Origin of the sequence: Litoreibacter albidus, assembly GCF_900107015.1 — a bacterium.
GTDB classification, from domain to species: domain Bacteria; phylum Pseudomonadota; class Alphaproteobacteria; order Rhodobacterales; family Rhodobacteraceae; genus Litoreibacter; species Litoreibacter albidus.
The window spans coordinates 72,060-95,827 of sequence record NZ_FNOI01000009.1 but is presented as its reverse complement, the minus strand read 5'-3'; the positions used below and the strand labels follow the sequence as shown (position 1 = coordinate 95,827).

Below are 23,768 nucleotides of genomic sequence, written 5' to 3'. Positions count from 1 at the left end.
CCGGGGCCGCGCGTCGGCCCCGGATACCCGCATGTTTCACACATAATATGACCGGATATTTCGCTGCCACGCACCGTGGATGGCGGAATTTCTGCAACCTACGCATTGGGGCTACAGATGGGCTACATCCTCGCAATTGATCAGGGCACGACGTCAACACGGTGCATGATTTTTGATAGCGCGATGGCAATCGTAGCCAGTGACCAGCAAGAGTTCGCGCAGCATTTTCCGCAGTCGGGCTGGGTCGAACACAACCCCAAGGACCTATGGGACACGACCCTCGCCACCTGTCGCGGCGCGATGAAACGCGCGGGCGTCACGGCGGCGGACATCACCGCAATCGGCATCACCAACCAACGCGAAACCACCGTCGTCTGGGACAAGGCGACGGGTGAGCCCATCTATAACGCGATTGTCTGGCAAGACAGGCGCACCGCTGACCTATGCCGCGACCTGCGCGACGCGGGCCATGAGCAGATGATCACGGAGCGCACCGGCCTGCGCATTGACCCCTATTTCTCCAGCACCAAGCTCAGCTGGATTTTGGACCACGTGGACGGCGCCCGCGCCCGCGCCGCCAATGGCGAGTTGCTGTTCGGCACCGTCGACAGCTACCTGATCTGGAAACTCACCGGCGGCGCGGTGCATGCGACTGACGCCACAAACGCTGCGCGCACCATGCTCTATGACATCCGCAAGGGCCGCTGGAGCAAGACCATCTGCGACCTGCTCACCATCCCCATGCAAATGCTGCCAGAGGTCAAGGACTGCGCCGCCGACTTCGGCCAAACGCAGGCAGAACATTTCGGCGCGCCCATCCCCATCTGCGGCGTGGCGGGCGACCAGCAAGCCGCAACCGTGGGGCAGGCTTGTTTTAAACCGGGCATGATGAAATCGACCTATGGCACGGGCTGCTTCGCGCTGCTCAACACCGGCGACACGCCCGTGACATCCGAGAACCGCTTGCTCACAACCATCGCCTATCAGCTGGACGGCAAGCCGACATTTGCGCTTGAAGGGTCAATATTTGTGGCGGGGGCCGTGGTGCAATGGCTGCGCGACGGGCTGCAAGTGATCGGGGACGCCGCCGAAACCCAAGCGCTCGCCCTGCAGGCCGATCCCAACCAAAACGTGGTCCTCGTCCCCGCCTTTGTTGGCCTCGGGGCGCCTTACTGGAACGCGGAATGTCGCGGCGCGGCCTTCGGGTTGACCCGCAGCACTGGTCCGGCGGAGTTGGCAAAAGCCGCGCTTGAAAGTGTCGGCTACCAAACCCGCGATCTGCTCGACGCTATGTCTGCCGACTGGCAAGCCAGCGGCGTGCAGCCCACCTTGCGTGTCGACGGCGGCATGTCGGAAAGCAACTGGGCCATGCAATTCCTCGCGGACATCATCGGCGCGCCGGTTGATCGGCCCGAAATTCGCGAAACCACCGCGCTTGGCGCGGCTTGGCTTGCGGGCATGCACGCAGGCATCTACCCTGATCAGGCGGCATTCGCCGCACAATGGGCTTGCGAGACAGAGTTCGTACCGAATATGGCTGACGCCGCGCGTCAGGACAAATATGCGTCTTGGAAGAAGGCGGTCCAGGCCACCATGAATTTTTGAGGACGTAAAATGACCGACACAACGCTGCGACGCTATCTCACGCAAAGCGTATTGGACCCGAACCTGATCTTTCTGATCGAGGATATCGCAAGCTCTTGCCGCGTGATTGCCAACAGCGTGCGCAACGGCGCATTCGAGGGGAACCTCGGGGCGGCAGGTGCCACCAACGTGCAGGGGGAGGCGCAGAAAACCCTCGATATTCTGGCCAACGACGAATTTGAACGGATCTGCTCCAACAGCCCGCGCCTCGCAGCACTTGTGTCTGAGGAGGTGGAGGAGGTCACGTGGCTCAAAGAGCCGGAAGCCGGTGACTACCTGTTATACTTCGATCCTTTGGACGGCTCCTCCAACCTTGATGTGAACCTCTCTGTCGGCTCCATCTTCGCGGTGATGCAGGTGGAAGAGGACGGCGACCGCAACGTGCTGCGCAACGGCCGCAACCAAATCTGCGCGGGCTACGCGCTCTACGGCCCCTCCACCATGTTTGTGTTGACCGTCGGCGACAAGGTTGAGGGCTTCACCTGCCAGCATGGCACGGGTGACTTCCGCCTGACCCATCCCGATATGATGGTGCCTGCGGAGACGTCTGAATTCGCCATCAACGCCTCGCGCTACAAATACTGGGACGAACCCGTTCGCCGCTACATCGACGAATGCATCGCGGGCGAGGACGGCGTGCGCGCGCGCCCCTTCAACATGCGCTGGACCGCGTCCATGGTCGCGGAAATCCACCGCATCCTGACCCGTGGCGGTGTGTTCCTCTATCCGGCGGACAGCAACAACAGGGACGCGGGCGGCAAACTGCGCTTGATGTATGAAGCCAACCCCATGGCGATGATCATCGAGCTTGCAGGCGGTGCTGCCTCCACGGGGCTCACGCCGATCATGGACATTGACCCCACAGGCCCGCACCAGCGCGTGCCTGTCATCCTAGGCTCGCGCAGCGAGGTGGAGCGGTTGGTCAGCTACCACAAAACCTAGGCGTCTATCAGATCGTCCACGCGGGGGCTGTTGTCCTCGCGTGCGCCCTCAATGAACGGCGTGACGGACAGGGATGTGTGCGACACCGTCAGCACCGAATTCGGCGGCACCTCGATCCAGTCACTCCGGTTCTTCTCCAGCGGTTCGGACACCACCAAGGTGCCAGCCTCGGACCGATGGTAAAACAAGCTTGGCGCGAAATCATCGGACGCGTAACGCGCGGCGTAAAGCGTCTCCCCGTCGGACCAACAGCCCGTGAACCGCATATGCGGGGTCACGCCTACATCGCGCGAATGGCGCTCAACGGTCTGAACCGCCTTCGCCATTGCTGCAATCGGGGCCTGCGCCAGCCCGAAACCCATCGCGGTCAGGAACAACACTTCACTGTCCGTCGCACCGCGCCGTTTCAGGTACAGCGCGTCGTCAATCCCGTGCTCCAGCCGCTTGCGCAACTGGTCAAAGCCGCCCACCATGCCGTTGTGCATGAACGACCACTTATCCAGCGTGAACGGGTGGCAGTTGTTGTAGCTCGTCGCACTGCCCGTCGACGCGCGCACATGTGCCAGAAACAGCGGCGCGCGTACTTGCCGCGCCAGTTGCAACAGGTTCGGGTCCGACCACGCGGGGTGCACGTTCTTGTATAACCCCGGCTCGGGGCGGTCCCCGTACCACGCTACACCCACGCCGTCGGCATTGATGGCCACCTTGCACGACAGTGCGTTGCGGCTTTGATCAATCAGCGAATGCTCAGGTTCGCTGATCAGTTTTTCCAGAAAGATCGGTGTGCCGATCCACGCAGCCCAACGACACATATTAAGCCGACAGCTGACGTGGCACGGGGCTGAACCGCGCGGTGGACGGGTCGGCGGTGTAATAGGCCAGCATCGGGTGCGGTTGCCGCGCCAACTCATCCACGGCGGAAATGATGCGGTCGGCCTTCTCGTCGTCCAGCAGAACGCTGAAGTTCAGCCTGACCCAACCTGGTTTCGCCAACTCATCGCCGTTGTCGATATCGCGGCGCAGGGCAAGGGAGGCGTCGTCGTCAATCCCCAGCAGACGGTGCGCATATGGCCCCGCGCAAGCGCAGCCGCCGCGCACTTGAATGCCGTAGCAATCGCTTAGCATTCGGGTAAACAACTGGTGGTGCAGATAGCCGCCCTGATCGTCCTTCACGCGAAACGAGAAGATCGGCAAGCGTGCGCCCTTATCCAGCCCGAAGATTTCGAGGTTCGGGTTCGCGTCCCAAACCGCGCGGGCGCGGGCATCAAAGGCGGCATGGCGCGCGTCCATGACGGCTTGCCCGATCGCGTCCTTCACCAAAAAGGCCAGCGCCGCACGGATGTCGCCAATCACGTTGGGCGTGCCGCCCTCTTCGCGGGTGGCAAGGTCGTCCACATAGTCTTGCCCACTGCGCGACACAAAGCTGACCGTCCCACCGCCTGGAAAAACGGGGGTGTCGCGGGTCACGGCATCCTTGCGCACGATCAGAACCCCCGTCGCCGCAGGCCCGCCCAGAAACTTGTGCGGCGAGACCACGACCGCATCCTTGGCGCAGGCCGTTCCGTCTTGCATGTCGATGCTCAGGTAGGGGCCGCCGCCCGCGTAGTCCCAAATGCTCAGTGCGTTATGCGCCTTCAGCAGGCGGGTAACCGCGTCGGTGTCGGTCACAATGCCCGTCACGTTGGAGGCGGCAGAGAACGTACCGATGCGCAGCGCCGCGTCAGCGGTGGCGTCCAGTGCGGCTTCCAGCTCGACCATATCCGGCCCGCCGTCGGCTGCCTCGTTTATCTCGATCACTTCCGCGCCGGATTCGCGCCATGGCAGGATGTTGGAGTGGTGCTCATACGGCCCGATAAACACCACCACGCGCCCGCCGCTGGCCAGCGTTTTCGGCACGCCGAACAACTCCACAAGCCGGTTGATGCCAGATGTCGCACCGGACCCGCCAAAGATCACCGCATGGGCATCGGTTGACTGCGTCAGCCGCGCGATAGTGGCGCGGGCGTCGCGGCGCATGCGGGTCATGGTCATGCCACAAAAAGACGCCTCGGTGTGGCTGTTGGCATAATACGGCAGGATCTCGGTCATCACGAACCGCTCCACCACCTCCAGCGCGCGGCCAGAGGCCACGTAATCCGCGTACAGCAGCGGGTTGGTTCCAAACGGCCCCGGCACGACGGCGCCATTGCCAACCAGACCGGCCCGAAGCCAGTCGATCAGATCGGGGCGTTCAAGGGAGCGGGCAAATCGGGCGAGTGGCGCGGAGGCGGGGGTCATGGATCATCTTACCTAAATATTTTTGACTTTTCGATCATACGGGCGTTATCTCAGATCAAGAAACATCAAATGAGCGAATATCACAGGAGTTTGGGTGTCAAAAATGGTAGAAACAAACCACCCCGTCGATCAAATGGACCGCAAAATCCTGCGGGCGTTGCAATTGGATGCATCCCTGTCCCAACGTGATTTGGCCGATAAGGTCGGCATGTCCCAAAGTGCCTGTTGGCGGCGGCTGAAAGCTTTGCGCGACAGCGGCGTGATCAACGGGCAAACCATTCGCATCAATCCGCAGCGGGTGGGGCTGGGGCTGACGGTCTTCGTGATGGTGCGCACCAAGCATCACTCCAGCGATTGGCTGCGCCTGTTTCGCCAGAAAATATCCGCCATCCCTAATGTGATCGACTTCTACCGGATCGCGGGGGAATACGACTACATGTTCAAGGTCATGGCCAAGGACATGAACGACTTCGATCGCGTCTATCAGCTGATCATCGCGAAGGTCGATCTGGACGCCGTCACCTCCTACATCACGATGGAGGCAATCGCCGACCAGAAGGACTTGCCGATCTAGCCCTGCGCGATGTCCGCCAAAACATCCGCCAGCCGTGCGGACCATTTGGCCTGACTGCCGGGGGTGGTGATCAGATCGTTCACGATCTCGACGCCGCAGGCCCGCAGGTCGCTGCCCCACGTGTGGTAGTCCAACGTGAACGACGTGCCGCGAAACCCCGAATAGGGGGAGTTGCACGCCAGCTTCAGGTCTTTCTCGCGGCCAAGCCCCGTCAGCAGTGCGTCGGACAGGCGGCGGTCGTAGTTCCAAAAGGTGCCCGCGTCTATGTCGCGGTGCTCATCGCCGAACTGCCGGTTGCAGCTGTGAAGCGCAACAAACAGCGGGGCGCTATGGCGCGCGCGCAGCTCGGTGGTCATCCGGTGCACCGTGCGGTGGTAGGGCCAGAAATAGCGGTGCCACCGCTCCGCACGGGCATCAAAATCCAGCCCGACGTTGCCCGCAATTGGCACCCCGTCGCTCTCCTCTGGGATGGAGGTAGGGTCTTTGATCCAGCGGTTGCAATCAATCATCAGCCTTGAATGGCGCGTCAGTACCGCAGGGGCATCCAACAGCATCGACAGGGCACGCACCACGGGGGCAATGCCGATATCCACGCCGATGTGGTCGCGCAAATGCGCAGGATCAAGCCGCAGGTCGCCGACCTCGGGCGGCAGGGTGGGGCTGGCATGGTCGCACACCAACAGCGCGGGGAAGGTGCCGTTCGGGTTACAAATCTCAACTGCTTCGGTGATGTGGATTTGGGGCGGCATGGCCGCGTGCATATAGGTCATGTGTTCGGCTCGGGCAGTTGGGTGAACCTGTCGCGCATCGCTTCAATCGCTGACAGGCGTTCGCGGATTCTGTCGGGATGGCGCTCCGCCACGGCGGCGACGAGCGCTTCGGTCTGGGCGATGGCGGGCACCCAGCTGTCGAACATGCCGCCGCTCTCTACCGGCGACGTCAGAACCTTGCTTGCGAAGGAGGCAATCGGCGACTGCCAGCGGTCGGTAAACAAAACAATCCGCGCCCGCCGCTCATGCGCCATGCGGGCGTATTGCTCCGTCTCCACCTGATAGCGCCGGAAATCGAACACCACCAACGTGACTTGGCTGTCGTAATCCACCAACCCGTCCGCCAGTTGTTTGGAGCCACAGCTCAGCAGGCGCACCCGCGGGCGCACCTGTGCCAGATGCAAGGCAAGCCGCTCGGCCAGAACAGTGCTGAAGCGCCCGCCAATGCAATGTATCTCGGACCGCTCGTCCGCGATCAAATCCACCACGCTCTCGAAGGTGCTGTCGTCGTAGTCCGCCTCCAACCGCTCTAACGCGGCGCGCATGGAGCGGATCGTGCGTTGAAAGGTCGAATTGCCGTCGGTCGCATCCGCCGGCGTGAACAGCGACAGCGGCGAATTCAGCGTGTCCCCCAGCTCGTCGATCAGGTCTTTCTGGAAAGAGGCGTAACCTTGGAACCCCAGTTTGGTGACAAAGCGCAGCACCGTCGGCACGCTGACCCCCGCCGCAGTTGCCAGATCGGCCACCGTCGACAGCCCTGCCACAGGGTAGTTGGTCAGCAACGTGCGGCGTATCTTTTCTTCCTTGGCGGTCAGGTCAAGGTCCGGTCCGGATAGGCGATCTTTGAGCATTGAAGTTTCCTAGCAATGATTAATGATCAAATTCATATCAAAACAATTATTCAAGCGCCACTATTTACTGAATTATTCATTTTAAGTTGACTGTATTCTAGTTGTGTGCCGATATACATCAATGCGGATGAACACGTCCAAACCTCGCCAAAGGGAGTTTTTACATGCCTAACATACGCCTTTCCTCGGTCTTTCTAGCCTCGGCGCTTGCGCTGTCACCGGCCGCCAGCGGCGCGGAAACGCTGCGCTTTGCCTCGCAGGGCGACATTGGCAGCATGGACCCCTATGTGGTGGAGGAGGTGTTCACCTCCGGCTTCCTTGGCAACATCTATGAGGGCCTCGTGCGCCGCGCGCCGGACCTGTCAATCCAGCCCGCACTGGCGGAAAGCTGGGAGTTGCTGTCGCCCACACACTGGCGCTTCCATCTGCGCAAGGACGTGACATTCCACGACGGCACGCCCTTCAACGCGGATGATGTGATATACAGCGCGGACCGCGTGCGGGCAGGGGCGTCGGACTTCAAGAACCGCCTTCCCAGCGACGCCAAGGTCGTCGCCGTTGACGATTACACCGTTGATTTCATCACCACAGAACCCAACCCGATTTTGCACTACACATGGGCCAACTGGTACATCATGAACCGCGATTGGGCCGAGGCGAACGGCGTCGGTGACGCCGACAAAGCCGCGTCGGAGGAAAGCTACGCGACCCTCCACGAAAATGGCACTGGCCCGTTCCAGCTTGTGTCGCGTGCGCCCGGCGTAAAAACAACGCTGTCGCGTTACGACGGCTGGTGGGGCGAAGGCAGCGTGCCGACCAATGTGACGGAGGTTGAATACACCCCCGTCCCCAACGCGGCGACCCGCGTCGCGGCGCTGTTGTCCGGTCAGCTTGACGTTGTGTTCCCCGTGCCGGTGCAAGACATCGCCCGCGTTGAAGCCGCCCCAAGCGGCAAGATCGAGGCAGGCCCAGAGGTCCGCACCATGTATCTGACGATGAACCAATGGCGCGACACCCTGCCAGGGTCCGGCCTTGAGGGCAAAAACCCCCTCAAAGACCGCCGCGTCCGTGAGGCCATGTACCGCGCGATTGATTTGGAAACCATTCACGCCCGCATCCTGCGCGGTCGCGCAACGCCCGCAGCCCTGATGGTCGCCCCTGGGGTGAACGGCTATTCCGACAGCTTCAAACGCTACGAGTATGACCCAGACCGCTCCAAGGAATTACTGGCGGAGGCAGGCTACCCCGACGGCTTCACCTTTACCTTCCAATGTTCCAACAACATGTACGTCAACGACGAGGCGATCTGCCTCGCGGTGTCCAACATGCTGGCCAAAGTCGGGATCGACGCCAAGGCGAACGTGCAGGCGAAGGCCCAGTACCTAGAGGCGATCCTGTCGCCCAACATGGACTTCGGCCTTGCAATGCTGGGGACCACACCGGCCAGCCTTGATAGCCATATTGCGCTGTATTCCCTGCACATGTGCCCCCGCGCCGATGAGAACAGCGCAGTTTGGGCGCCAGATGATCTGGCGAAAATAGTTGCCGGTAAGTCGAACTTCGCGGGCTACTGCAATCCGGAAATCGACCGCCTTGCCAATGAAATCCTGATCGAAACCGACGAGGACAAGCGCAACGCCCTCATCAACGAGGCATGGACCATCACCACCGATGATGTGGCCTACATCCCGCTGCACCAATCATGGGGCGCATGGGGCGTGCGCGAAGGCGTGGGCGTGGAAGTTCGTGCCGACAACATTTTCGACTGGCGCTACGTGACAGTGGCTGAGTAGACCCTAGCCCGAAGCGGCCCCGCACCTTGGGGCCGCTTATGCCTTGCCCCCGCCGGAGAATGACATGATCCGTTTTCTAATAGAGCGTCTGTTCCAAGCCGCCGTGGTGCTGATCGTCGTGGCGCTTCTGGCCTTCGTGATGTTCCGCTTCGCCGGTGATCCGGTGGCGCAGATGGTCAGCTTGGACACGACCGCAGAAGACCGCGCCGCCCTGCGCGAGGCAATGGGGCTCAACAATTCTTTGCCGGTCCAATTCGGCCAATTCGTGCTGCGCGCGGTGCAAGGCGACTTCGGCCTGTCCTACCAGATGGGGCAACCCGTGGCGACGCTACTGGCGGAGCGTCTCCCCGCCTCGATAGAGCTCAGCTTGGTCGCCTTCGGTATCGCGTTAATCGTCGGCATCCCCATGGGCGTCTATTCGGGGCTCTACCCCGAAAGCTGGCTGTCGCGGGCGTTCTTGATCCTGTCGTTGGCGGGCATATCGCTGCCGACATTCTTCATCGGCATCATGTTGATCCTGATCTTCGGGGTGGAGCTAAACCTGTTCCCGACCTTCGGGCGCGGTGAAACCGTCGATCTGGGCTGGTGGACCACAGGGCTTCTGACGGGGTCGGGCTGGCACTCCATCATCTTGCCCGCCTGCACGTTGGGGCTGTTTCAGATGACCTTCATCATGCGGCTGGTGCGCGCTGAAATTCTAGACGTCATGCGCACCGATTACATCAAGTTCGCCCGTGCCCGTGGCATCGCGAAGGGGCGCATCAACTATGGCCACGCGCTGAAAAACACGCTGGTTCCGGTGCTGACCATCGCGGGGTTGCAGCTTGGCTCTATCATCGCTTTCGGCATCGTGACGGAAAGCGTTTTCCAGTGGCCGGGCATTGGGTTGCTGTTCATTCAGGCGATCTCCACCGTCGATATTCCGGTGATGTCCACCTATCTGCTGCTGGTCGCGCTGATCTTCGTTTCGATCAATCTGATCGTTGACTTACTTTATCTTCTTGTCGATCCGCGCCTGCGGGTCCGGTCACGGTGACGCAAATGAACCCAGAGCGATCCCCCAACCTCATCATGCGCCTGCTCGACAGCGACGCGGGTTATAAATTCCGCAGCTCTCCGGTGACGGTGGTCGCCGGTCTGGTCTTCGTGCTGATGATCGGCGCGGCGCTTCTGGCCCCTGTGATTGCCCCTTTCGACCCGTTCGACAAAGGCTCCATCGACCTGATGAATTCCCTGCTCCCGCCCGCGTGGAACAGTGGCGGCGATCCCGCCTTTTTGCTGGGCACGGACAACCAAGGGCGCGACCTGTTCTCGACGATCCTTTACGGCACCCGCACCTCTGTGTTCGTGGGCGCGGTGTCGGTGAGCCTCGCTGTGGTGGCAGGGCTGTTTCTGGGGCTTCTGGCGGGGTATTTCGGCGGCTTGGTGGACGCGATTATCATGCGGATCGTTGATATCCAGATGACCTTTCCGGCGATCATGGTCGCCTTGTTGATTGACGGGGTGACGCGCAGTTTTCTGTCGCGCGATCAGCATGATGAACTGGCCGTCTTCGTGATCATTCTGGCCATGGCCCTCTCGATCTGGCCGCAGGTCGCGCGCACCGTGCGCGCCTCCGCGATGGTTGAGAAAAGCCGCGAATACGTGATGGCGGCGCAGGTGATCGGGCGCGGCCCATGGCTGATTATGGCACGCCACATTCTGCCCAATGTCATGGGTCCGGTGCTGGTGATTGCGACGATCAATCTGGGTGTCGCCATCCTTGGGGAAGCAACGCTAAGCTTCCTCGGTCTGGGTATCCCCGCAGGGGAGCCATCGCTGGGCACGCTCATTCGTATCGGGAATGACTTCATCTTTTCCGGAGAGCGCTGGATGCTGATCTATCCGGGGCTGACGCTGGCGTTGTTGGTGCTGTCGGTGAACCTTCTGGGGGACTGGCTGCGCGACGTGCTTGACCCGAAATCGCGCTAAGTAGAGGTCCAGCACATGTCCCTTCTCGCTATCAAAAATCTGACGGTCGAATACCCGTCCCGCAAGTCCACCTTCACCGCAGTGCGCGACGTCACACTGTCGGTGGAGCGGGGCGAAATCCTTGGGCTGGTCGGGGAATCCGGCGCCGGAAAATCCACCATCGGCACGGCGGTCATGGGGCTGCTCGATGCCCCCGGTCGCGTGGCTGGGGGTGAAATCCTGATCGACGGGCAGGACGCCCGCAGCATTGCCAACCTGCGCGGGGCGCGGGTGTCGATGATCTTTCAAGACCCGCTTACCAGCCTGAACCCGCTCTACACTGTGGCGCAGCAGTTGACGGAAACCATCCGCACCCACCGCCGCATGACCAGAGCCGAGGCCCACGACGAGGCGGTCTCCCTGTTGGATCAGGTCGGGATTGCCGATGCGGAAACACGCATTACCCAGTACCCGCACCAGTTTTCCGGCGGGATGCGGCAACGGGTGGTGATCGCGCTGGCGCTGTGCTCGCAGCCCGATCTGATCATCGCGGATGAACCCACCACGGCGCTAGATGTCTCGGTGCAGGCGCAAATCCTTGACCTCATCCGTGACCTCGCCGTCAGTCGCGGTGTGGGGGTCATCTTGGTGACCCATGATATGGGGGTGATCGCGCAAACCGCTGACCGCGTGGCGGTCATGTATCACGGGGCCTTGGTCGAGGAAGGCAAGACCGCGCAGATCATCCACGACCCGCAACACCCTTATACACAAAGCCTTTTGGCGGCGGTTCCCCGCGGGGAACGCAAGTTGGACCGCTTCCCCAGCCTCACCTACCAGCCCGATGGTGCCCCTGCACCGCAGGAAATGACGCTGACGGATGACTGGCTGCGCTCCAAGGGAAAAGACGAAAATCAGGGCACCGGACCGCTGGTTCAGGTGCGCGGATTGGGCATGCGGTTCCTGACCCGCAACGCCATCCTGCCAAAGAACCGCAGCTATATTGATGCGGTTAAGGATCTAAATTTCGACATCAACCGCGGCGAGGTTTTGGGGCTGGTGGGAGAGTCCGGCAGCGGCAAATCCACCGTCGCGCGGATGATCGCGGGCATTCACGCGCCAGACACAGGCAGCATCACCTTTGACGGTCAGGACATGGCGAAAATCGCGTCGTCGCATGAGCGCCAAGCGCTGCGACGTCAGATCCAGATGATCTTTCAAGATCCGTATTCATCATTGAACCCAAGGATGCGGGTGCGCGATATCGTGGCGGAGCCAATCCACCACAACCGCCTAAGCGAGACGGCCAGCGAGACCAGCAGAATTGTCGGTGACTTGCTGGAGGTTGTCGGGCTTGGCGCGGCGGCGGGGGCTAAGTTTCCGCATGAGTTCTCCGGCGGTCAGCGCCAGCGTATCTCCATCGCCCGCGCCCTTGCCACACGGCCCAGATTTCTGATTTGTGACGAGCCGACCTCGGCGCTGGATGTGTCCATTCAGGCGCAGATTTTGAACCTTCTGAAAGACCTGCGCGACGCGCTTGATCTGACGATCCTGTTCATCAGCCACGACCTGCCCGTCGTGCGCCAGATGTGCGACCGCGTGGCGGTCATGCGCAACGGGCAGCTGTGCGAACTGGCCGAGACGGAGGCTTTGTTCGAAGCCCCCCGCGATCCCTACACCCGTGAGTTGATCAGCTTGATGCCCAGCTTGTAGCGTCAATTTGGCGGGCGCAGCGCGACCCGCTGTGGTAGTGTCCTTGATGGGGGCATGTGTTTCGGTTGTAACCTGACACCAAACGCATCAAGAAGCCCTGCCACTACCGCCAAGAGGGACGCGCCGTGAACACCCGATTTCTAGAGACGTTTTTGCGCGTCGCCTCTTTGGGCAGCTTTCGGGCTGCGGCCCAGCAGTTGAATGTGTCGCAAGCCACGGTGTCCAGCCGGATATCATCGTTAGAGACCGAGTTCAGCGCGCAGCTGTTCGACCGCGAGCATCACGAAGTCCGCCTGACGGCGGCGGGCACCTTGATGCTGGAAAAAGCGCAGCGCGTGATCGCGGCGGAGGCGTCGCTGCGCGAAACCATGAGCATTGTGACGGTGGGCGCGGGCCGTGTGCGGTTGGGGCTGGTGAGCTCAGTCGTGCACACTTGGCTGGGGGAGCTAATCTCCGAGATTGCCACAGCCTTCCCGAAGCTGGAGTTGGAGTTAACGGTGGAGCCGACCAACAGCCTCGCCAGCCAGTTCGAGCGCGGCGCGCTGGACCTGTTGATCACCACAGATGAGACGCAGGCGGAAATGGTCTCGACCATGCCGCTGCCACCGTTGCAACTGGCGTGGTTCACCAGCGAGGCATTGGCCGCAAGTTTGCCCAGTGGCGTGCTGACGATTCCCGACATTGCCGACCTGCCGTTGATCACCTTCACCCGCAAATCGCGACCGTATTTATCCACGCTGGAGCTGTTTAACGCGCACCATTTGCGCCCGCCGGTTTTACACTGCGTGACCTCGCTCGCCGCGATCGTGCGGCTGACGGAGCGCGGTTTGGGCGTGGCCACGCTGCCCTGTGGGTCCGATCTGGAATCGCGCACATTGGTGCGCCTGAACCTTGAGGCGCAACTGCCTGATTTGCCACTCTATTGCACGTGGCATCAGACCTCCGACGCGGAGCTATACCGCGCGATATCGGAGCTTGCCGTGGCCTGCGCCAAGGCGCATGGGGTAGCGACGGCGTTGTAGCTGCGCCCGATGAGCGCCGCTGAAGGGGCGTTCAATAAACCTGATCATTGCCGTTCAATTTATTCCGTTTGCGGTTTCGCGAGCGCCGGACAATGTTCCTCAAAACCTCCCTGATCGTCTGCACGGCGTTGGGGCCAGAACGCCCCACGGGGCGTGTCTGGGCCACGCCGACACATCAACGAAAGACCCGACATGACAGAGCACGACACATCAAAACCAGCGCAACTGTACGTTTGGAGCGATGTCGATCCCGACCACGAAGCGGATTTCAACCTGTGGTACGACCGCGAGCACATGGAAGAGCGCGTGCGCATTCCGGGCTTCACGGGTGCACGTCGCTACCGCGCGGTGTCCGGCTCGGCGCGTCGCTATCTGGCGCTTTACCGTGCGGACAACCTTGGTTGCTTCACCACGGACGCCTACCGCAAGGCGTTCACGCAGCAGACGAGCTGGTCGAACCTCAACTTCTCGCGGATGTCGAACACACGGCGTCGGGTGATGTCTGTGGCGATGGAAGTCGGGTTTGGCGCGGGCGGCAATGTCGCCATGGTTGTGCTGAACAAGCCAGAGGGCGCGCACGGCATCGACGCTGAGCGCATTCACCAATTGCTGAACGATATCGCGCAGATTGATGGCGTCTTGCACTGCCAGTATCTTGTGCCGGACGAGACCCTGTCCACACCGCTGCCGTCCGAGAAGACACAAGGCCGCGTGTTGGCACCGGCTATCGTGATCGACACCACCACAGAGCCCGCCGCAGAAGCCGCGCTGCATCAGATGCGCGAAAGCTTGGAAGTCGCTGTCGAAGATGCGCAAACCTTCTCGCTGCTCTGGTCGCTTGATCAGCGCGAGTTTCCGGCCTGACCCCGTAACACGTAACCCATGGCAACGCCGCGCAAGACGGCGGCCATTTCGAATTAACCAACCTCAAGGGAAACCAACATGAAACCACTTCTTTTTTCCGCTAGCGCGTTTGCACTGCTTGCCATGCCGGTCGCGGCGTCTGCCGAGACATGGAAAATGTCCGCCCACGCCCCAGATGGCAACTACCTGACCCAGACCGCGCGCAGCTTTGCCGAAGACGTAGAGCGCCTGACCGATGGCGCGTTGAAGATCGACGTTGTGTCCAACTCCGTGCTGCTGAAGCGTGCGGACCTGAAGCGCGGCGTGCAGCGCGGTATCGTGCCAATCGGCGAAGTCCTCGTGTCCGCGTTGGGCAACGAAGATGCGATTTACTCTGCCGATGCGGTTCCATTGCTGGCGACCACATTCGAGGACGCAAAGAAGCTCTGGGATGCGACCAAGCCTATCTACCAAGAGAAATTCGCCGAAGACGGTTTGGTGATGCTGTATTCCGCACCGTGGCCGCCACAAGGCATCTACATGCAAACCGAAGTCAAAGATGCGTCGTCGTTTGAGGGCGTGAAGTTCCGCGCCTACAACCCAGCGACCGCCCGTTTGGCAGAGCTGATGGGCGCGGTTCCGGCAACGATCGCCACCTCCGAGATTTCGCAAGCGTTCTCTACAGGCGTCATTTCCGGCATGATCACATCGCCAACCACGGGCGTTGACAGCCAAGCTTGGGACTACGTGCCGTATTACTACGACGTTAAAGCGTTCATCCCGAAGAACGTCATTCTGGTAAACAAAGACGCCTATGACGCGCTGCCTGCCGACGTTGCGGCGGCCGTTCAGGAAGCATCCGACTTGGCAGAAGCACGCGGCTGGGAAGCAGCGGTTGCGGCGACCAAATCCGCCACCGACACGCTGGCCGAGAACGGAATGCAGGTTATCGAGACACCTGAGGGTCTGCGCGCCGACTTCGACACCATCGCCAAAACGATGAGTGCGGAATGGGCTGCGGAGACTGGCGAAGAAGGTCAGGCCGTGATCGACGCGCTGTCCAAATAACAGCGCTTCACGTTTGAAACCTAAGGTGCCGCAGGCGATGCGGCACCTTTTTTAGAGCAAAATCAGGACATAGTGCGATGGCCTTTTCTCGTTGGATCTACAAAGGGTGTGGGGGGCTGGCTGCGGCCATGCTGTGCTTCATCGCGGTTTTGATCATTCTTCAAATCTTTCTGCGCGCCATTGGGCACCAGATACCGTCCGCTGATGACTTCGCCGCTTGGGCGTTGAGCGCCTCGATCTTTCTGGCGCTGCCGTCCGCGTTGATCCACGGCAGCCACATCCGTGTGACGTCGCTGCGCGGGCTGATCCGTGATCCCTTTGGCCGCTACATGGACATCGCCGCCAGCCTGATTGCGCTGGCGATGCTGGCATGGGGCACCGTCGCCCTGATCGATTTCGTGTGGGACAGCTATCGCTACAACGACGTCAGCCACGGCTTGATCGCCGTCCCGCTGTGGATTCCGCAAATTGCAATGGTCTTGGGGAGCGTGTTGTTCACGGCTGCCATGGCAGAGCGCGCGATCCGGCTGTTCCTTGGCCTTCCGGTTGAAATCACCACCGCATCCACCGAAAGCACAGAGGTCTAAATGGACAGTCTCATACAAGTTGTCACGCTTCTTTTCGTCCTGTTCTTGCTGCTGGGCCTTGGGGTCTGGGTCGGGGTATCGCTGCTCATTTCGGGGCTGGTTGTGTTCATGGTGTTCACGCCGACACCGGCGGACGCCATTTTCGCAACGACGATGTGGTCGGCCTCCGCGAACTGGACGCTGACAGCGCTGCCGCTGTTTATCTGGATGGGCGAAATCCTGTACCGCACCCGCTTGGCGGAGGACTTGTTTTCCGGTCTTGCCCCGTGGCTTGGTCGCCTTCCGGGTGGTCTTGCGCATGTGAACGTGGTGGGCTGCGGCATCTTCGCGGCGGTGTCCGGCTCTTCCGCTGCGACGACGGCCACCATCGGCAAAATCTCCCTGCCGGAGCTGTCAAAGCGCGGCTATGACGACCGGCTGACCATCGGGTCACTGGCAGGATCGGGCACCCTTGGGCTGCTTATTCCGCCGTCGGTTGTGATGATCGTCTACGGCGTCGCCGCGCAGGTCTCCATCAACCGTTTGTTCATCGCCGGTGTTGTGCCTGGCCTGATGCTGATGGCGATGTTTTCCAGCTATATCGTGATCTGGTCGCTGCTGAACAAAGGCAAAATGCCCCCGCGCGAGGCCCGTGTTCCCATGTTGGAACGGCTTCGTGGCATGAAGCTTCTGATCCCCGTTGTTGGCCTGATTTTCTGCGTGATCGGTTCGATTTACGCAGGTGTTGCCACCGCGACGGAAGCCGCTGCCTTGGGCGTGATGGGGTCGCTTATCATTGCGGCTTTGGGGCGGTCCCTGACCAAATCGGCTTTCATTGAGGCGCTTGTCGGCGCGACGCGGACCTCCGCCATGATCGGGTTTATCCTGCTGGGCGCGGCGTTCCTGACCTCCGCGATGAGCTTTTCCGGACTGCCATCCGATCTGGCGCAGGTCATCTCCTCCAGCGGGTTGAGCACCTATGGGCTGATTGCGGTGTTGACGCTGTTCTTCATCCTGCTGGGCTGTTTTCTGGACGGGATTTCCATTGTGGTTCTGACCACATCGGTGGTGCTGCCGTCGGTCATTGCGGCGGGGATTGACCCGATCTGGTTCGGCATCTACCTGATTATCGTGGTGGAGATGGCGCAGATTACGCCGCCGCTGGGGTTCAACCTGTTTGTGATCCAAGGGCTGACCAACCGCAGCATCTTCGAGATCACGCGCATGGTCGTGCCGTATTTCCTGCTGCTTGTTATGGCGGTAGTGTTACTCACGCTGTTCCCGTCCATCGCGACGGGGCTGGTTGACCTAAGCTACTGATAGGACGGACAATGTCGCAGATAACTTCTCCTGAATTTACCCAAAGCTTCGCGCCCGAAGATACGCCGGAGGGGCCGCTTTCGGGGGTGCGCGTTGGCGTCAAAGACCTGTTCGACGTGAAGGGCTATGTAACCAAAGCAGGGTCCAAGGCGCGCGAGGTCTTGCCTGCGGCGCGTGAGGACGCCGATGCAGTGGCGTTGCTGCGCGCGGCGGGGGCCACGCTGGTCGGGCATAACAACATGACGGAATTTGCCTATTCCGGCCTTGGGCTGAACCCGCATTACGGCACCGCCATGACGCCCTTGGTGGAGGGCGCAATCGCGGGCGGCTCTACCTCCGGCGGGGCGTCAGCGTTGGCGCAGGGGATCATCGACGTGGCGTTGGGGACGGACACCGGCGGCTCCCTTCGGATTCCGGCGGCATTTTGCGGCGTGGTGGGGCTGAAGCCTACGGCGGCTTCTATCTCGTCCAAGGGCGCGGTGGCGTTGTCTCACACGCTCGACAGCGTGGGGCCGATGGCGCGGGACCTTGAAACCGTGCGCCGCGCTTATGACGTGTTGTCGGCACCTGCCAACCAGCAAAGCGGCGCGTTGACCCATCTGATCGTGCCGGAAAACTTCGGCATGACCGAATTGGACGACGGTGTGGCTACGGCGTTCGACGCGGCTATCCCATTGTTGGAAGCTGCGGGCTTTATAGTGGAGCGCCGCAAGCTCGATTTCTTGGACATCTATGCCCAGCTGCCGATCTGGCACTTTTCCGCTGTGGAAAGCCGTGTGCACCACGCGGTGCAGTATGAGCAGACGCCCGAATTGATCGACCCCAAAGTCAAGCTGCGCATGGCGCGTGCGGATCAGGCGTCGGCGGTTGAGTATGCCAAGACCCTTGCCCTGCGCGCGCGGATTGTCGAGGCGGCGCAGGCGGAGCTGGGACTGTCGGGCGTCCTGTTGCCAAGCGTCGCGATCTTGCCGCCGCAACTCTCAGCGCTGGAGGAGGACGCGGCGTTTGACCGGATCAACCTGCTGGCGTTGCGCAACACAACTTTGGGCAATGTCATCGACGGGTGCTCCATCTCCTTGCCGATTGCAGGCACGCCGGGCGCGGGTTTGATGCTGACGGCCCCCGCGTGGCGCGACCATGCAATTCTGGACGCGGCGGCCAAGATCGAGCCGCTGTTGAAGCGCTGATGCCTGACCAGATCGTTGGACTGGGGGCGCGGTTCTACCGCGTCATGGAAAGCCAGCGGGACTGGGCGCAGGGGATCGACTTCAGCGGTATATCTGACGTGACGGTGTTCAATGGCGCGGTGGTGGCCCTGCTGCGCAGGTCGCCGGAGCTGTTGGTTCTGTCGCCGAATGGTGCGTTGGTGCGCAAGATTTCGCTGCGTGACGTGGTGTTGGGGCATGGCATTCGCGCGCTTGGTGCGGACCTTATGGCGGTGACGGATGTGGACGGGCACCAAGTGCTGTTGCTGGATGCGGAGTTCAACGAATGCCACCGTCTGCATTGCGGCAACCGGCCTGCGTTGGGGCGGCCGTTCAACCACCCGACCGACTGTGCGCGGGATGAACACGGGCGAATATTTGTTACCGACGGCTACGGGAATTCGCAGCTACATGTCTTCAATCCGGACTTTACGCATAGCCATTCTATCGGCGGTGCGGGGGCGGGCGAGGGGCAGTTCACCACGCCCCACGCGGTTGCGGTGCTTCACGACGGGCGTATCGCGGTGGCTGACCGAGAGAACAACCGCGTGCAGATTTTCGGCGCAAATGGCGATTATCTGAGCAGCATTACGGGGCTGCACAAACCCATGGCGCTGGAAGTCATGGGGGACAAGTTATTGGTGACGGATCAGACCCCGCGCCTGTCGATCTATGACAGGGACGGGGTGCTGATCGGGCGGTGCCGCACGTTTGCGACCTATGGGCACGGCGGTGCCGTGGCTGAGGACGGGAGCATCTTTATCGCCAACATGGGCCCTGACGGGTTAACCAAGCTGGAGCCGCTACCCCTGTAACCGTGTCATGGCCCGCAGCGTCATCAAGGTCAGCGCCAAGGAAAAGACGGCGCACATGGCAATCATCGCGATCATCGGCAGCGCGGTGCCATCGAAGAACACGCCTGTCACGGCGATCATCACGCCGCCCGTGACCATCTGCAACGTGCCGCCCAAGGATGACGCCAGCCCCGCGATCTCGCCGTGGGGGTCCAAGGCCATGACCATGGTTGTAGGGATGATAAGGCCCAAGCAGGCGTTGGCCAAAAACAGCCCCGCGATGATGACGGGCAGCGTGGCGAAGCCCAAAAGCCCCACGGCGTAAAGCCCGATGGAGAAAGCGGCGAAGCCGATTGCGGCCCAGTAAATCACCTTGGGGATACCGTATTTCGCGCCCAGTGGTCCGGCGGCTTGCGACGCGGAAAAGAACCCGATTGCGTTGACCGCGAATGCCAGACTGAAGCCCGTGGGGCTAAGGCCGAACTGGCCCGAATAGACGAAGGCGGCGCTGGCCACGAAGACCATAAAGCTGGCGAAACCGAAGCCGCCGATGAAAGTCAAACCCATGAAGATGGGATCGCGAAACAGCGTGCGCCCGCCCTTCCAGAGGTTGCGGAAATTGATTGCGACGCGCTTGGACGGCTCAAGCGTTTCCGGCAGGGCGGTGGCGGTTAAAATCAGGCTCAGCACGGCCGCGAGGGCCAGCGCCCAGAAGATCAAGCGCCAGTCGCCAATGACGATAAGGCCGCTACCCGCCAGCGGCGCGAGCATCGGAGACACGGAAATAACCAGCATCACCATCGCCATCAGTTTCGTGGCCTCGGTGCCGGTGTGCATGTCGCGGATCACCGCGCGGGGCACGACCATGAGCACCGCGCCGCCCAACCCTTGCAGTGCGCGAAACGCCACGAGCCAGCCGATAGTCGGGGCCAATGCGCAGCCGATCGTGGCCAGCGCAAAGACGCAAACCCCGAAGTAAAGCGGCAGTTTGCGGCCCGATTGATCGGCCCACGGGCCGTAGAAAAGCTGCGCGACACCGAAGGCCACGAAGTAGGCCGTTAGCGTCAGTTGAACCGCTGTGACATCCGCGCCCAGATCAAGAGCGATTGCTGGCATTGCCGGCAGATACATGTCGATTGCGAAGGGGCCGACAGCAGAGAGCAGGCCTAAGATCAGCGCGGCGCGAAACATGGTCATGACGATGTCCTTAAAAGTGGTCAGCGTCGTTCTATTTTTGTTCCTAAGTTTACGCAAGGTTAAATATGAGGATTTAGGCCGCACCAGTGGGGAGACCGGCGCGGCGTTGAAACAGAGCGGTTGGCTCCGTTTAGCGGCTGAGTTTGAGGTAGTAGTCGAAGATTTCGGGCACGTTTCCGTCGCCCAACCCAGCCTCCACAGCGGCGGTTAGGTTGGCGGATGTGCCCTCGGCAATCTGCGCGCGTGTGCCCATGTCGGCGGCCATCTGCACGAAGTAGGCTAAATCCTTGTTGGCATTGTTGATGGAGAAACCCAGATCGCTGACGCCGTCGACCGCATATTTTTTACAGAACCCCATGAAGGGTGAATTAGACGGTCCGGTCGACATGATGTCGAACAACTGCTGGCGGTCGATGCCCGCGCGATCCGCGACTGCGAAGGCTTGGCTCATTGCGCAAACCGTGGTCATGCCCATGAAGTTGTTGATCAATTTGGTGACATGGCCCGCGCCCAACGCGCCGATGTAGAAGACGTTTTCGCCCTGCTCTTCGAGCACTGGTTTGACCTTTGCGAATGTGGTCTCGTCCCCCGCTGCCATGATGTTGAGCAGCCCGTCCTTGGCGTGCGCCGGAGTGCGGCCCAATGGTGCGTCGACCATGCCCGCGCCCTTCGCGGCCAGATCCGCGCCTATTTTGCGGGTCGACTCTGGGATAGAGGTGCCGAAGTCGATTAGCACCGTGCCGTCTTTGATGCCTGCAAGGATGCCGTCGTCACCGTAGACCAAGCTTTCAACAACCTCGGATGTTGTCACGCAGAGCATCACGATGTCGCTGGCGGCGGCGAGCTCTTTGGGGGTCGCCGCCTCTCGGGCGTTGCCGCGGTTCAGGACAGCATCGAGGGCGGCACGTTTGCGGCCCATCACCACCACTTCAAAGCCCCTTGTCTGGAGGTTCTCGACCATATTGCTGCCCATGAGGCCGAGGCCGATGAATCCGATTACGGGTTTTGTCATGTTATTGTCTCCGGTGGATTGAATGTGGGGATCACAAGAAGTCTTCGCGCTGCGGGGTGAAGACATCCAAGAGCGTACCCGCCTCGAGGCAGGTTGCGCCGTGTTCGATGTTGGGTTGCTTATAGAGGCTGTCGCCCGCGCCAACGATGTAGGTTTTGTCGCCGACGGTGAATTCGAACTTGCCGGACATCACGTAGGTGATTTGTTCATGAATGTGATGGTGGAGCGGGGCGGTTGTGCCCGCCTCGAAGTGGACCTCGACGACCATGACGTTGTCACTGTGCGCGCCGACTTTGCGTGAGAGGCCGGGGGCCACGGTCTCTGGCTTGGTCGCATCGCCGGAAAAGAGGTTTTGAACAGGCATTGGTTCCTCCGAGTTGGATGCGTGTGGTGTGCCGAATTAGATCTTTGTCGAATCATTTGCGTAACTAGCATACCAGTTAAGCCGACTATTGATAGTCTAGTATGCTAGTTGCTGCCGATTGACACGGCCACCGTAGGGAGCGAATATCCAAGGGTTCTTTGGATGGAGATTTCATGTCCCGTTAAAGTGGGGAGGCAACAGCCCTCCCGACGCAAATTCTACACTGTACTAACGCGGTCGGTATGCATTCCGGCGCGACGTGAGAATTGCGGCCTCAGTATATCCTGACACTTCGCGCTTTGCGCCATGACATGAAAGCACTCCCTAATGACACGGGACTATTCCGACTTTTTTCCGCCTCAGGCGGCTACGATACGACCACCTTCCCCGATTAAGCAGTACGGCTGGGAGCCGTTCTTTGCACAACAAATCAGCGTGGACGACTTGTCCGCGACCCCGCCCGCCCGCGTGGTGGAGGTGCACCGAAACGGGTTACACATTATTGGCGATGAGGTGGAAATCACGATACCGCCTTTGCCGGATGCGACGGTCGGGGACTGGGTTCTATATGACCAGTCTCGCCCGAATGCCTGCCGTGTGCTGACGCGCAAAAGCGTTGTGAAACGCCGCGCTGCGGGCACGGGGCGCAAGATCCAGCTGATCGCGGCGAACATCGACACGGCGTTTATCGTGACGTCGTGCAATCAGGATTTTAACGTCGCACGGCTGGAGCGCTACGTCGCCTTGGCCTTTGAGGCTGAAATCACGCCGGTGATTGTGCTGACAAAATCTGACCTCAGCCCCATGGCGGAACCCTATATCACGCAAGCGGCTGAGGTGTCTTCATGGGTTCCGGTCGTGGCGATGGATGCGCGCGGGGAGGAGCCATTGGCGAAACTCGCGCCGTGGTGTGGGCGCGGTCAAACTGTGGCGTTCATCGGGTCGTCTGGCGTTGGGAAGTCCACGCTGACAAATGCGTTGTCGGGGACAGACTCCGTGGACACGCAAACGATACGCGACGACGACGCGAAAGGGCGCCACACCACGACACGGCGGCAGTTGCACAGGGTTCCAAGCGGCTGCTTGGTGCTCGACACGCCGGGGATGCGGGAGTTGCAACTGACGGACGCGGCCTCTGGCATTGAGGATGTGTTCGCCGACCTTGTGGCACTTTCGTCAGAGTGCCGGTTCGGCGACTGCCAACACGACACAGAACCCGGCTGTGCGGTGCGTGCGGCGATTGAAGCGGGGGCGATTGATGCGTCCCGTTTGGCGCGGTGGCGCAAGCTCAAAGCGGAGGATGCCTTTAACTCGGCCAGCCTCGCGGAGCGCAAGTCCAAGGACAAAGCCTTGGGCAAAATGATCCGCGCCGTTCAAAAATCTAGCAAGAAGAGAGACTAACCAATGATCAGAAAATTCAAAGACAGCGACACCGACCAGCTTGTCGACATCTGGGCGCGCGCGGGCGCGGTGGCGCATCCGTTTTTGCCGGAGGCTTTTGTTGCGCAAGTCGCGAAGGACATGCGCAACATCTACTTGCCGAACGCCGAAACTTGGGTGTCAGTCGTGGACGGCCAGCCGAATGGTTTCATCGCCCTGCTTGGCGCAGAAATTGGCGGGCTTTTCGTTGACCCCGACGCGATAGGCCAAGGTTACGGGCGGGCGTTGGTGGATCATGCGGTCGGGTTGAAAGGCCCCTTGCGGGTTGAGGTGTTCAAAGACAACCAAATCGGCCTCCCGTTCTACACCCGATACGGCTTCATCTACGAGAGTGAAGCCCTGCACGAGCCGTCCGGCGCGGTGGCTGTGCAGATGGTAATGGCCAAGAGGTAAAAACAATTGGTGCGCGGCGAACCGCCGTCG

At 60.9% G+C, this 23,768-nt stretch carries 23 protein-coding genes; 16 read left to right on the top strand and 7 right to left on the bottom strand.

Annotated features, from left to right (window positions below; translation table 11 throughout):
* Positions 1-117 precede the first annotated feature (117 nt).
* Together glpK and BLW66_RS16395 are read left to right on the top strand one after the other, a co-directional pair.
* A complete protein-coding gene (gene glpK, locus BLW66_RS16400) occupies positions 118-1,605 on the top strand; it encodes a glycerol kinase GlpK (RefSeq protein ID WP_089948507.1) in 1,488 nt (495 codons plus the stop codon).
* A 9-nt stretch (positions 1,606-1,614) separates the two neighbouring features.
* Positions 1,615-2,586 (top strand): class 1 fructose-bisphosphatase, encoded by a 972-nt coding sequence (locus tag BLW66_RS16395; RefSeq protein ID WP_089948505.1) that lies wholly within the window; start codon positions 1,615-1,617, stop codon positions 2,584-2,586.
* Here the strand turns inward: BLW66_RS16395 and BLW66_RS16390 are convergent.
* Both BLW66_RS16390 and BLW66_RS16385 read right to left on the bottom strand, forming a co-directional pair.
* Positions 2,583-3,398: a class II glutamine amidotransferase gene (locus BLW66_RS16390; protein ID WP_089948502.1), complete on the bottom strand. Its 816-nt coding sequence runs from the start codon at positions 3,396-3,398 to the stop codon at positions 2,583-2,585. The two genes, BLW66_RS16395 and BLW66_RS16390, sit on opposite strands and share 4 nt — an antisense overlap.
* Before the next feature lies 1 nt (position 3,399).
* Positions 3,400-4,863 carry an aminotransferase class V-fold PLP-dependent enzyme gene (locus BLW66_RS16385; RefSeq protein ID WP_089948499.1) on the bottom strand — a complete coding sequence of 488 codons (1,464 nt, stop codon included), beginning with the start codon at positions 4,861-4,863 and terminating at the stop codon, positions 3,400-3,402.
* A gap of 103 nt (positions 4,864-4,966) precedes the next feature.
* Between BLW66_RS16385 and BLW66_RS16380 the strand changes: the two genes are divergently transcribed.
* On the top strand, positions 4,967-5,437 hold the full coding sequence (locus tag BLW66_RS16380; protein WP_089948496.1) for an Lrp/AsnC family transcriptional regulator: 471 nt from the start codon (positions 4,967-4,969) through the stop codon (positions 5,435-5,437).
* Here BLW66_RS16380 and BLW66_RS16375 read toward each other — a convergent pair.
* On the bottom strand, positions 5,434-6,207 hold the full coding sequence (locus tag BLW66_RS16375; protein WP_089948494.1) for an N-formylglutamate amidohydrolase: 774 nt from the start codon (positions 6,205-6,207) through the stop codon (positions 5,434-5,436). The genes BLW66_RS16380 and BLW66_RS16375 overlap by 4 nt on opposite strands.
* Positions 6,204-7,058 carry a MurR/RpiR family transcriptional regulator gene (locus tag BLW66_RS16370; RefSeq protein WP_089948492.1) on the bottom strand — a complete coding sequence of 285 codons (855 nt, stop codon included), beginning with the start codon at positions 7,056-7,058 and terminating at the stop codon, positions 6,204-6,206. The genes BLW66_RS16375 and BLW66_RS16370 overlap by 4 nt, the downstream gene beginning before the upstream one ends.
* A 164-nt stretch (positions 7,059-7,222) precedes the next feature.
* Between BLW66_RS16370 and BLW66_RS16365 the strand changes: the two genes are divergently transcribed.
* The 11 genes from BLW66_RS16365 to BLW66_RS16315 all read left to right on the top strand — a co-directional run bounded on the left by BLW66_RS16365 (position 7,223) and on the right by BLW66_RS16315 (position 19,353).
* Positions 7,223-8,851: an ABC transporter substrate-binding protein gene (locus BLW66_RS16365; RefSeq protein ID WP_089948489.1), complete on the top strand. Its 1,629-nt coding sequence runs from the start codon at positions 7,223-7,225 to the stop codon at positions 8,849-8,851.
* A gap of 64 nt (positions 8,852-8,915) precedes the next feature.
* Positions 8,916-9,887 (top strand): ABC transporter permease, encoded by a 972-nt coding sequence (locus BLW66_RS16360; RefSeq protein ID WP_089948486.1) that lies wholly within the window; start codon positions 8,916-8,918, stop codon positions 9,885-9,887.
* Positions 9,888-9,892: 5 nt separating this feature from the next.
* Entirely contained in the window at positions 9,893-10,822 is a 930-nt protein-coding gene (locus BLW66_RS16355) for an ABC transporter permease (protein ID WP_089948483.1), read from the top strand.
* Positions 10,823-10,837: 15 nt separating this feature from the next.
* Complete coding sequence (locus BLW66_RS16350) at positions 10,838-12,514, top strand: dipeptide ABC transporter ATP-binding protein (protein ID WP_089948480.1); 1,677 nt, start codon at positions 10,838-10,840, stop codon at positions 12,512-12,514.
* A gap of 125 nt (positions 12,515-12,639) precedes the next feature.
* On the top strand, positions 12,640-13,536 hold the full coding sequence (locus BLW66_RS16345) for a LysR family transcriptional regulator (protein ID WP_089948478.1): 897 nt from the start codon (positions 12,640-12,642) through the stop codon (positions 13,534-13,536).
* Between the two features lie 192 nt (positions 13,537-13,728).
* Positions 13,729-14,400 carry a DUF4286 family protein gene (locus BLW66_RS16340; protein ID WP_089948476.1) on the top strand — a complete coding sequence of 224 codons (672 nt, stop codon included), beginning with the start codon at positions 13,729-13,731 and terminating at the stop codon, positions 14,398-14,400.
* Between the two features lie 78 nt (positions 14,401-14,478).
* Entirely contained in the window at positions 14,479-15,447 is a 969-nt protein-coding gene (locus BLW66_RS16335; protein ID WP_089948473.1) for a TRAP transporter substrate-binding protein, read from the top strand.
* Between the two features lie 77 nt (positions 15,448-15,524).
* A complete protein-coding gene (locus BLW66_RS16330; protein ID WP_089948471.1) occupies positions 15,525-16,034 on the top strand; it encodes a TRAP transporter small permease in 510 nt (169 codons plus the stop codon).
* A complete protein-coding gene (locus BLW66_RS16325; protein WP_089948468.1) occupies positions 16,035-17,333 on the top strand; it encodes a TRAP transporter large permease in 1,299 nt (432 codons plus the stop codon).
* A gap of 11 nt (positions 17,334-17,344) precedes the next feature.
* On the top strand, positions 17,345-18,520 hold the full coding sequence (locus BLW66_RS16320) for an amidase family protein (protein ID WP_089948466.1): 1,176 nt from the start codon (positions 17,345-17,347) through the stop codon (positions 18,518-18,520).
* Positions 18,520-19,353, top strand: coding sequence for a 6-bladed beta-propeller (locus BLW66_RS16315; protein WP_089948463.1), 834 nt, complete (start codon positions 18,520-18,522; stop codon positions 19,351-19,353). The genes BLW66_RS16320 and BLW66_RS16315 overlap by 1 nt, the downstream gene beginning before the upstream one ends.
* On the opposite strand, the gene BLW66_RS16310 is transcribed toward BLW66_RS16315, so the two are convergent.
* The 3 genes from BLW66_RS16310 to BLW66_RS16300 all read right to left on the bottom strand — a co-directional run bounded on the left by BLW66_RS16310 (position 19,342) and on the right by BLW66_RS16300 (position 21,905).
* Positions 19,342-20,523 carry a multidrug effflux MFS transporter gene (locus BLW66_RS16310; RefSeq protein WP_089948688.1) on the bottom strand — a complete coding sequence of 394 codons (1,182 nt, stop codon included), beginning with the start codon at positions 20,521-20,523 and terminating at the stop codon, positions 19,342-19,344. The genes BLW66_RS16315 and BLW66_RS16310 overlap by 12 nt on opposite strands.
* Before the next feature lie 136 nt (positions 20,524-20,659).
* Entirely contained in the window at positions 20,660-21,541 is an 882-nt protein-coding gene (locus BLW66_RS16305; RefSeq protein WP_089948460.1) for an NAD(P)-dependent oxidoreductase, read from the bottom strand.
* A gap of 31 nt (positions 21,542-21,572) precedes the next feature.
* A complete protein-coding gene (locus BLW66_RS16300) occupies positions 21,573-21,905 on the bottom strand; it encodes a cupin domain-containing protein (protein ID WP_089948457.1) in 333 nt (110 codons plus the stop codon).
* 327 nt (positions 21,906-22,232) lie between these two features.
* On the opposite strand from BLW66_RS16300, the gene rsgA reads away from it, so the two are divergent.
* Positions 22,233-23,306: a ribosome small subunit-dependent GTPase A gene (gene rsgA / locus BLW66_RS16295; protein ID WP_089948455.1), complete on the top strand. Its 1,074-nt coding sequence runs from the start codon at positions 22,233-22,235 to the stop codon at positions 23,304-23,306.
* 3 nt (positions 23,307-23,309) lie between these two features.
* Positions 23,310-23,738 carry a GNAT family N-acetyltransferase gene (locus tag BLW66_RS16290; RefSeq protein ID WP_089948453.1) on the top strand — a complete coding sequence of 143 codons (429 nt, stop codon included), beginning with the start codon at positions 23,310-23,312 and terminating at the stop codon, positions 23,736-23,738.
* The last annotated feature ends 30 nt before the right edge of the window (positions 23,739-23,768 follow it).